Source organism: Acidovorax sp. GW101-11A03, assembly GCF_059424825.1.
Genome location: NZ_JBWKZU010000027.1, coordinates 62,390 through 71,871 on the forward strand (window position 1 = coordinate 62,390; position 9,482 = coordinate 71,871).

Here is a 9,482-nt window from a genome sequence, read left to right on the forward strand (position 1 = left end):
AAAACCTGGAAAACCGGAGCCCGCAGGGCTCAGCGTGCCAGCAGGAAGTGGATGCAGCCCCAGGCATCCGCCGGGGCGGACTGGGCCACGCGAAGCTGGGCGGCGCCAGCCTGTTCGAACCAGCTTTGGTAGACCCCTTCGAGGAAGCCCCCGGACCATGGCGCATGGCCCGGCCCGAAAGCCGCCGACAAGGGCGAGAGGTCGTGGTGGATGTCCAGCTGTGCTGCAGCCTGCTGCAGGCGGACGCCACCCCAGCCGATGCGGTCCCACACCGCTGCCATGCTGCGCTGCAGGTCATCCAGGGTGGCACATGTCGGCAGGGGGTGCTCGGCCGCAAACCGTGTGCCCACCCGGAACATCAGCGCGCGCAGGTCTTCAGGCGGCAGCGCGGCAGCAAACTCGGCCGCCAGGGCCTGCAGGAACCCCCTCCATTGCACGGTGCACTGCTGATCGATAAGGCGTTGGGTGATGTCGGGGTTGGCTGGCAGGGAGGCAGTTGAAAACATGGCGTGCGCACGAGCAAGCTTCGGGCCCGATTCGGCGGCCCTCGCGGGGGGTGGACTCAAGGGAGATACCCCATGCATCGACTGATACATGTGGTTTCAAACAGGTTGTGCGGAATTCTAGGAGTCTTGCCCCCAAAAAAGCACTTTCAGCGGCCAGGCCAAAGGTGAACTTCCTTTAACGGCACCCTCCATGCCGGTGTCTGTGGGCACAACACCACACAATATAAGAAAAAACTATTGCAGAATCATTTCAATAGTCAAAACACCTACTGAAACCACCCAAGAGTCCACCCCTCGGGCACACAGGAATCAGGGCGCGGCGACCTGGATCACCCCACCCCCAAGGCACACCTCCCCGTCATACAGCACCGCACTCTGTCCGGGGGTCACCGCCCACTGGGCCTCGGGGAAACGGAGGGCGAAGCCGTCGGGCGCGGCCTCCAGGGTGCAGGCCGCATCCTGCTGGCGGTAACGTGTCTTGGCAGCATAGGCGCCCGGTACGGGTGCTTGGCCAGCGCACCAGCTCACATCCTGCGCCACCAGGTGGTGCGACAGCAGCCAGGGGTGGTCATGCCCCTGGACCACGCGCAGCGTGTTCTTTTCCAGGTCCTTGCGGGCCACAAACCACGGCTCGTGCGCGCCGCCACCACGTTGCGCCCCCTTTTCCTTCACCCCCCCAATGCCCAGGCCCTGGCGCTGGCCCAGGGTGTAGAAGGAGAGGCCCACATGCTGGCCCAGCTTGCGGCCCCGGTCGTCCAGGATGGGACCGGGCGCGTGGCTGATGTAGCGGTTCAAAAACTCGCGGAACGGCCGCTCGCCAATGAAGCAGATGCCGGTCGAATCCTTCTTCTTGGCGTTGGGCAGGCCAATTTCCTCGGCGATGCGGCGCACCTCGGTCTTGTGCAGCTCGCCCACAGGGAACAGGGTCTTGGCCAGCTGCGCCTGATTCAGGCGGTGCAGGAAGTAGCTCTGGTCCTTGGAGGGGTCCAGCCCCTTGAGCAGCTCGAACAGGCCGGAAGTCTGGTTCTGGCGCACGCGCGCGTAGTGGCCCGTGGCAATCTTCTCGGCACCCAGGCGCATGGCGTGGTCAAGGAACGCCTTGAACTTGATCTCGGCATTGCACAGCACGTCGGGGTTGGGCGTGCGGCCGGCCTGGTACTCGCGCAGAAATTCCGCAAACACCCTGTCCTTGTAGTCGGCCGCGAAGTTCACATGCTCGATCTCGATGCCGATCACATCGGCCACGGCGGCCGCGTCCACGAAGTCGATGTTGGACGAGCAGTACTCGCTGTCGTCATCGTCTTCCCAGTTCTTCATGAAAATGCCGACGACGTCATGGCCCTGCTTTTTGAGCAGGTAGGCGGTCACGGCCGAGTCCACGCCGCCGGAGAGGCCGACGACGACGCGGTGTTTAGTGGGTGCTGTCATCGCCCCGATTGTATTTTTCAGGCCGCCGTCGCCTTGCGCGGCCGCACAGAACGCGTAGCCACCAAGAGGTCATACAGCTGCTGCGCGGCGGGCGACAGGGTTTTGCCCCGGCGTTTGATGAGCCCCATCTGCCGCGTGACGATGGGCTCCACCAGCGGAATGCTCACCAGTGTGGGATGGTCCTTGCCCGGCATCGCCAGGCTGGGCACGGCCGCCACGCCCAGGCCGGCCTCCACCAGGCCCAGCAGCGTGGTCACGTGCTTGGCTTCGTACAGGCACTGGGGCCGGTCGGGCACGTTGGCCAGCGCCAGGTCCATGAGCAGGCGGTTGCCCGAGGTCTTACCCACCGACATGAAGTCGTGCTGCCCCAGCTCCGCCCAGGTCACCTTCTTGCGCCGCGCCAGCACATGGTCGCGCCGGCAGGCGGCCACAAAGCGCTCGGCCAGCACGGGCTTGAACTCGATCTCGGCCTCCTGGCTGCCGATGAAGTTGAGGCCAAAGTCCGCATCGCCCTGCGCCACGGCCACCAGCACCTCGTTGGCGCTGGCGTCATGCACCTTGACGCGGATCTTCGGAAACCGCTCGTGGTAGCGCTTGACCACCTGCGGCAGGAAGTAATACACGGCCGAGGGCACGCAGGCGATCGTCACCTCGCCCATGCGCCGCGCCGCCACGTCGCCCAGGCCCATGAGCATGCCGTCCAGGTCATCCAGCCACACGCGGGTCTTGCGCGCAAAGTCGCGCCCCACGGCCGTGAGCGTGACGCGGCGCGTGGTGCGGTCAAGCAGGCGCACACCCAGCGCTTCTTCGAGCTTGTCGATGCGGCGGCTGAACGCGGGCTGCGACAGGTGAATGGCGTCAGCCGCCGCGCGAAAGCTCTGCAGCTCGGCCACGGCCGCAAAGGCCTGAATGTCGGCAAGGTCGAATTTGTTGTTCATCGGGCGTCCTTCATGTGCGCTTGGGGGTGCATGCAGCGTTGCAAGCCGTGCATCAAACGATCAGAACATTGCAATTCGCGGCCTTGATTGGAGCATGTACAAGCTGCCTGAACCTATTGCACAGCATGCATCAATCATTGCCAACAATGCAATTCACAGATCAGCGAAGGCACAGCACCATGCCGATCCATGAGCACCAACATTCCTTGCGTTCTGATGCGCGGCGGCACTTCCCGGGGACCGTTCTTCCTCGCCGACTGGCTGCCGCGTGACCCTGAGGCCCGCGACCGCACACTGATTGCAGCCCTGGGCTCGCCGCATGAGCTGCAGATCGACGGCCTGGGCGGAGGCAACTCGCTGACCAGCAAGGTCGCCATCGTCTCGCGCTCCACGCAGCCCGATTGCGATGTGGACTACCTGTTTGCCCAGGTCAGCGTGCAGGAGGCCCGCGTGGACACACGCCCCAACTGCGGCAACATGCTGGCCGGTGTAGGGCCCTTCGCCATCGAGCAAGGGCTGGTCCCTGCAGACCGCGAAGGCCAGACCACCACCGTGCGGGTCTACAACGTCAATACCCGCTCCCGCATCGACGTGCAGGTGTGCACGGCGGGCGGCCAGGTGCACTACGACGGCGATGTGCGCATCGACGGCGTGCAGGGCACGGCCGCCCCCGTGCTGATGAACTTCCTGGACGCCTGGGGCGCCGTCACCGGGCAGATCTTTCCCACCGGCCAGCGCATCGACACCATCCAGGGCCTGCAGGTCACCTGCATCGACGCAGCGCAGGTGATGGTGCTGGTGCGCGCCGCCGACCTGGGCCTGCGCGGCGACGAGACACCCGCCGAGCTGGACGCCAACACCGCCTTGCTCGAACGCCTGGAGGCCCTGCGCCTCGAAGCAGGCCAGCGCATGGGCATGGGCGATGTGACCCACAGCGTGCTGCCCAAGCCGGTGATCGTGTCGCCGGGCACATCTCCAGGCAGTGTGGTGTCGCGCTACTTCACCCCCCACCAGTGCCACCGCTCGCATGCCGTCACGGGCGCGATTGGCGTGGCGGCGGCCTCGGTACTGCCGGGCACGGTGGCTAGCGACGAACGGCATGCACCCGCCGCCGGGCTGCGCCGCGTGGAAGTGCAGCACCCGGCAGGCCGCATCCAGGTGGAGGTGGAGCTCAGCGAGGTGGATGGCCAGTTCAGGCTGGTGCAGGCCGCACTGGTGCGCACCGCCCGAAAGATTCTGGAAGGCACGCTGTTTGTGCCCGAAAGCGCCCCCGCGCACTGAGCGCCCTTCCAACGGTTTCGACGATTCCAACCATGACGACAGGAGACAAACCATGACCCGTTCCATTCACTCCACCATGCGCCGTACGGCGCTGACCACCGCCGCGCTGGCGCTCGCGTCCAGCGCCCTCTGGGCTGCTGGCGCCGCACACGCAGCGTTTCCAGACAAGCCCATCACGCTGGTCGTTCCCACCGCCGCCGGTGGCGGCAATGACGGCATGGCACGTGTGGTGGCGCTCAAGCTCTCCACCCTGCTGGGGCAGCAGGTCATCGTGGAGAACAAGGCCGGGGCCAATGGCGCCATTGCGGCCGAATACGTGGCCCGTGCGGCACCCGACGGGCACACCATTTTGTTCGGCTACATCGGCACCCATGGCATGAGCCCCGCGCTACAGAAGCTGCGCTACGACCCCATCACGCAGTTCGAGCCGATTGGCATGGTGAGCTATTCGCCCACCCTGATGGTACTGAACCCCAAGGTGCCCGCCAAGACCGTGAGCGAGCTGGTGGCACTGACCAAGGCCAAGCCCACCGACTTCAACTACGCATCGGCGGGCAACGGCACGGCCCCGCACTTTTCGGCCGAAATCTTCAAGCTGGAAAGCGGCGCCCAGATGGCCCATGTGCCCTACCGGGGCGCTGCTCCCGCCATGAACGACACCATGGCCGGGCAGACGCAGGTGATGTTTCCCAGCCTGTTCTCGGCCTACCCGCATGTCAAGAACGGCAAGCTGCGTGCCCTGGCGCTGGCCGGGCCCAAGCGCTCGTCGCTGCTGCCCGATGTGCCCACGCTGGAAGAGGCGGGCGTCAAAGGCGTGGAGATCACCCAGTGGTATGCGCTGTTCGCGCCCGGCAAGACGCCACGCCCGGTGATCGACCTGCTCAACAAGACCCTGAACACCGCGCTGGCCGACAAAGACGTGGTGCGCCGCATCGAGGAGCAAGGCGCGGTGGTGGACACCAGCACGCCCGAGCAACTGGCCCTGACCGTGAAGCAGGAACTTGCCAAGTGGAAGGGCGTGGTGCTGAAGGCCCAGCTCACCCCGGACTGACTGGTGCCGAGGGAGGCCCAGCGGGTCGCGTGAGAGCCATGCTGCCCGCCCAAATTTCAACAACAGGAGACATGCATGAAGAAAATTGTGGCAGCGGCTTGCGCTGCATTCGTCGGCCCCTGCGCCATGGCGCAGAACGCGGACGTGACGCTGTATGGCGTGGTGGACCTGGGCCTGCGCAGCAGCAGCGGCCTCACCGCATCCAACGCCCCGGCACCGGGCTCCACCCACAGCCTGGGCAGTGGCATCCACACCACCAGCCGCTGGGGCCTGCGGGGCAGCGAAGACCTGGGTGGTGGCGCCAAGGCGCTGTTCAACCTGGAGAGCGGCCTCAACGCTGACACCGGCGCGCCCACCAACACCAGCAAGTACTTCGACCGGGCGTCGTGGGTGGGCCTGCAAGGCGGGTGGGGCACGCTGGCCCTGGGCCGCCAGACCACCACGCTGGCCGACGCCATCTCGCCCGTGGACCCGCTGGCCATGCGCTTTGCCAGCTTCAACCCCAACATCGGCGTGACGGCGCTGAGCCAGCATGGCCTGGGCATCGAATACGGCAGCGCAGGCGCCAATTCGGGCTCATACCGGCTCGACAACGCCATCAAATACACGGGCCGTTTCGGCGGCTTCACGGCACGTGCCATGTGGGGCATGGGCGAAGTCGCATCGCAGGCCTCGGCCCTGTCGTCACGCGGTGTGGGCCTGGCCTGGGCTGCGGACGGCTTTGTGGTGTCCGGCGCCTACCAGAGCTTCAACGACACCAACAAGCGCTCGCTGGACGCCACCACGCTGGGCGCCGCCTACCAGTGGGGCAGCGTGCGCCTGGCCGCCAATGCAGGCCGCAACAAGGCCGAGACGGCGGCGGGTCGCTTCACCGTGCAGCGCGTGTTGTCCGCCGGTGGCACCTGGGCGGCCACGCCCTGGGTGGACCTGACAGCGGCGTACTACAAGGTGGACCGCTCGCGCACTGGCGCCGCCGACGACGGCTACGGCCGTCTGGTGGCGTTTGCCGAATACAAGCTCTCGCGCCGCACCAAGGTGTATGCCGAGCTGGACAACACCCGCTGGCGCAACGGCTTCCAGGGTGCAGCCAACAAGGCGACCGCCACCGGTGTCTCTGCAGGCGTGGTGCACACCTTCTGAGGTGCAAGAGCCTGCTTGCTCTGTCATCGGGGGGCGGTTGCACCGGCACTGGTGGGACTGTGCGACCATCGCCCCATGGAACTGCGCCAGCTTCGCTACTTCGTCCGCATCGTCGAACTCGGCTCCATGGGCCGCGCCGCGCTCGACCTGCAAATGGTGCAGTCGGCCCTGAGCCAGCAGATCAGCCGGCTGGAGGGGGAGCTGAGCACGCGGCTCTTGCAGCGCACCAGCAAGGGCACCGTGCCCACCGAGGCCGGGCTGGCCTTTTTCCGCGAGGCGCAGCTCACCCTGCGCCATGCCGACCAGGCGGCGCGCGTCGCGCGCCAAGCCCGGCTGTCAGGCACCGTGACCGTGGGCCTGGCACCCACCACCGCCTCGGTGCTGGGCATCCCCCTGATGCGCGCCATGCGCGAGCGTTACCCCGACGTGCGGCTGCACATGGTCGAGAGCCTGTCGGGCCACCTCTCCAACATGCTCAACGCACGCCAGCTGGACCTGGCCGTGCTGTTCGATACCCAGCCCGCGCGCCGCTGGAGCGTGCTGCCGCTGCTGGACGAGCGCCTGTTCCTCATCCGCTGCGCCCACGGCGGCGCCAGCACCCTGCCCGCCAGGCTGCCCAGGCGCCTGCGCCTGGCACAGCTCCAGCACGAGCCGCTGATCCTGCCCACCGGTCCACATGGCCTGCGCAGCCGCATCGACGCCGCCTTCGCCACCGCCAAGGTTACGCCCCAGGTGGCGATGGAGATCGACTCCCTGGCCATGCTGATGGATGCCGTGAATGCGGGCCTGGGCAGCACCCTGCAACCCTGGGCCGCCGTGGGGCGCTACCCGGATGCCGCCACACGTTTTGGCCTGGCCGAACTGGCCGACGCGCCCGCCAGCCGCCCGGCCGCGCTGTGCAGCCTGTCCGACGATGAACTCTCGCCCGCCGCGCTGGCCACCCGCGTGGTGCTGGCCGATTGCGCGCGGACGCTGGTGCAGTCGGGCACCTGGGTCGGGGCCACGCTCGCGCAGGCTCCTGCATAGCCGCTCAAAGCAGCCTCAGGTCATCACGATCCGTGATGGCCCCTTGCCCATTCGGGCCTGCCCACACCGGGGCGAAATTCCTACAGTGGCGGCCACCCCCACGAATGGAAGACCACGGTGCCACATCACCCCACCCCTGCGGAACACACTGCGGTTGACGTGCTTGTCATCGGCGGTGGCAACGCCGCCCTGTGCGCCGCCCTCATGGCGCGCGAAGCGGGCGCCAGCGTGCTGCTGCTTGAATCGGCCCCACGCGCCTGGCGTGGCGGCAACTCCGCTCACACGCGCAACCTGCGCTGCATGCACGACGCGCCGCAGGACGTGCTGGTCGATGCCTACCCCGAGGAAGAGTTCTGGCAAGACCTGCTCAAGGTGACGGGCGGGTTGACCAACGAACACCTGGCGCGCCTGGTGATCCGTGAGTCGAGCACCTGTCGGCCCTGGATGCGCCGCCACGGCGTGCACTTCCAGCCCGCGCTGGCGGGCACGCTGCATGTGGCGCGCACCAATGCGTTCTTCATGGGCGGAGGCAAGGCGCTGGTCAATGCCTACTACCGCAGCGCGGAGCAGCTGGGCGTGCAGATACGGTACGAGGCGCCCGTCGAGCGCATCGAGATGGAGGGCCGCCGCTTCATTGCCGCGCACCTGGCGAACGGCGAGCGCATTGCCGCCAGAAGCTGCGTGCTGGCCGCTGGCGGGTTTGAATCGAACCGCGAGTGGCTGCGCGAAGCCTGGGGCCAGAACGAACGTGGCGAATGGCCGGCCGACAACTTCCTGATCCGCGGCACGGCCTACAACAAGGGAACGTTGCTCCGGCACCTGCTCGACGACCACGGTGCCGACCGCATCGGCGATCCCACGCAGGCGCACATGGTGGCCATTGATGCACGCGCCCCGCTGTACGACGGCGGCATCTGCACACGCATCGACTGCGTGTCGCTGGGCGTGGTGGTCAACCGCAACGGCGAGCGCTTTTATGACGAGGGCGAGGACTTCTGGCCCAAGCGCTATGCCATCTGGGGCCGCCTGGTGGCGCAGCAGCCGGGGCAGATCGGCTACTCCGTCATCGATAGCCAAGCCATCGGCCGCTTCATGCCGCCCGTGTTTCCGGGCGTGAAGGCCAACACACTGCCCGAGCTGGCCCAAAAGCTCGGCCTGACCCTGGACACGTTCATGCGCACGCTGACCGACTACAACGCCGCCTGCCGCGTGGGCCAGTTCGACCACACCACGCTGGACGACTGCCATACCGAAGGCGTGGCACCCGCCAAGACGCACTGGGCGCGACCCATCGACACCGGCCCTTTCTACGGCTACGCGCTCAAGCCCGGCGTCACCTTCACCTACCTCGGCCTGCACACCGACGACACGGCCGCCGTGCGCTTCAACAACCAGCCCAGCCCCAACCTGTTTGTGGCGGGCGAAATGATGGCGGGCAACGTGCTGGGCAAGGGCTACACGGCCGGTGTGGGCATGAGCATCGGCACCGCGTTCGGTCGCATCGCGGGCACACAGGCGGCGCGTGCCGCTTCGGTATCAAAAAAGGCCTTACCGCCTGATGGAATTGCCTCAATAGCTATCAATTCAGGAGCAAACCATGCAAACGCTTGAGGCCCTGGCACGCGACGCCCGCGCGCTGGCAAATGGCGACATCGTGCTGTCGGCCCCCGAAACCGAGGTGGCCCGCCAGCTCCAGATCTGCAACGCCTGCCGCTACTGCGAAGGCTTTTGCGCCGTGTTCCCTGCCATGACGCGGCGGCTGGAGTTTGGCAAGGCCGACATCCATTTCATTGCCAACCTGTGCCACAACTGCGGTGCCTGCCTGCACGCCTGCCAGTACGCCCCGCCGCACGAGTTTACGGTCAACATTCCGCAGGCCATGGCCCAGGTGCGCGGCCAGACCTATGCCGACTACGCCTGGCCGCCCGCTCTGGGCCAGCTCTACCAGCGCAACGGCTTGACCCTGGCCCTGGCGCTGGTGGCAGGGCTCACGCTGTTCCTGCTGCTGGCCGTGGTGCTGCACGGGCAAGGGCTGGCGGCGCTGTGGCACGCGCCCGTGGGCGGCTTCTACGGCATCTTCCCGCACAACCTGCTGGTGGGCCTGTTCGCGCC

At 66.9% G+C, this 9,482-nt stretch carries 8 protein-coding genes and 1 pseudogene; 6 read left to right on the plus strand and 3 right to left on the minus strand.

What is annotated here, in order from left to right; genetic code table 11:
* Positions 1 to 29: 29 nt before the first annotated feature.
* The 3 genes from bcsD to AC07Z7_RS13160 form a co-directional block, all read right to left on the minus strand.
* Positions 30 to 506: a cellulose biosynthesis protein BcsD gene (gene bcsD / locus AC07Z7_RS13150; protein ID WP_494766478.1), complete on the minus strand. Its 477-nt coding sequence runs from the start codon at positions 504 to 506 to the stop codon at positions 30 to 32.
* Positions 507 to 815: 309 nt separating this feature from the next.
* Positions 816 to 1,934 (minus strand): tRNA 2-thiouridine(34) synthase MnmA, encoded by a 1,119-nt coding sequence (mnmA, locus tag AC07Z7_RS13155; protein WP_252657987.1) that lies wholly within the window; start codon positions 1,932 to 1,934, stop codon positions 816 to 818.
* A 17-nt stretch (positions 1,935 to 1,951) separates the two neighbouring features.
* Positions 1,952 to 2,872 (minus strand): LysR family transcriptional regulator, encoded by a 921-nt coding sequence (locus tag AC07Z7_RS13160; protein WP_494766479.1) that lies wholly within the window; start codon positions 2,870 to 2,872, stop codon positions 1,952 to 1,954.
* A gap of 189 nt (positions 2,873 to 3,061) precedes the next feature.
* Between AC07Z7_RS13160 and AC07Z7_RS13165 the strand changes: the two genes are divergently transcribed.
* From AC07Z7_RS13165 to tcuB, 6 genes and pseudogenes are all read left to right on the plus strand, one after another.
* Positions 3,062 to 4,153: a 4-oxalomesaconate tautomerase gene (locus AC07Z7_RS13165; RefSeq protein ID WP_494766480.1), complete on the plus strand. Its 1,092-nt coding sequence runs from the start codon at positions 3,062 to 3,064 to the stop codon at positions 4,151 to 4,153.
* Between the two features lie 52 nt (positions 4,154 to 4,205).
* The gene (locus AC07Z7_RS13170) at positions 4,206 to 5,204 is read left to right on the plus strand and encodes a Bug family tripartite tricarboxylate transporter substrate binding protein (RefSeq protein WP_094289719.1); all 999 of its coding nucleotides are present in this window, start codon (positions 4,206 to 4,208) and stop codon (positions 5,202 to 5,204) included.
* 75 nt (positions 5,205 to 5,279) lie between these two features.
* Entirely contained in the window at positions 5,280 to 6,344 is a 1,065-nt protein-coding gene (locus AC07Z7_RS13175) for a porin (protein ID WP_494766481.1), read from the plus strand.
* Between the two features lie 75 nt (positions 6,345 to 6,419).
* A complete protein-coding gene (locus AC07Z7_RS13180; protein ID WP_494766482.1) occupies positions 6,420 to 7,370 on the plus strand; it encodes a LysR family transcriptional regulator in 951 nt (316 codons plus the stop codon).
* Between the two features lie 117 nt (positions 7,371 to 7,487).
* On the plus strand, positions 7,488 to 8,981 hold the full coding sequence (gene tcuA, locus AC07Z7_RS13185; RefSeq protein WP_494766483.1) for an FAD-dependent tricarballylate dehydrogenase TcuA: 1,494 nt from the start codon (positions 7,488 to 7,490) through the stop codon (positions 8,979 to 8,981).
* Positions 8,968 to 9,482, plus strand: a pseudogene (gene tcuB, locus AC07Z7_RS13190) (tricarballylate utilization protein TcuB); the annotation flags it as partial. The gene tcuA and the pseudogene tcuB, both read left to right, overlap by 14 nt.

Bases quoted from the DNA above. Each gene is read 5' to 3' on its own strand.
- bcsD (WP_494766478.1), bottom strand. From the start codon at position 506: ATGTTTTCAACTGCCTCCCTGCCAGCCAACCCCGACATCACCCAACGC.
- mnmA (WP_252657987.1), bottom strand. From the start codon at position 1,934: ATGACAGCACCCACTAAACACCGCGTCGTCGTCGGCCTCTCCGGCGGC.
- AC07Z7_RS13160 (WP_494766479.1), bottom strand. From the start codon at position 2,872: ATGAACAACAAATTCGACCTTGCCGACATTCAGGCCTTTGCGGCCGTG.
- AC07Z7_RS13165 (WP_494766480.1), top strand. From the start codon at position 3,062: ATGAGCACCAACATTCCTTGCGTTCTGATGCGCGGCGGCACTTCCCGG.
- AC07Z7_RS13170 (WP_094289719.1), top strand. From the start codon at position 4,206: ATGACCCGTTCCATTCACTCCACCATGCGCCGTACGGCGCTGACCACC.
- AC07Z7_RS13175 (WP_494766481.1), top strand. From the start codon at position 5,280: ATGAAGAAAATTGTGGCAGCGGCTTGCGCTGCATTCGTCGGCCCCTGC.
- AC07Z7_RS13180 (WP_494766482.1), top strand. From the start codon at position 6,420: ATGGAACTGCGCCAGCTTCGCTACTTCGTCCGCATCGTCGAACTCGGC.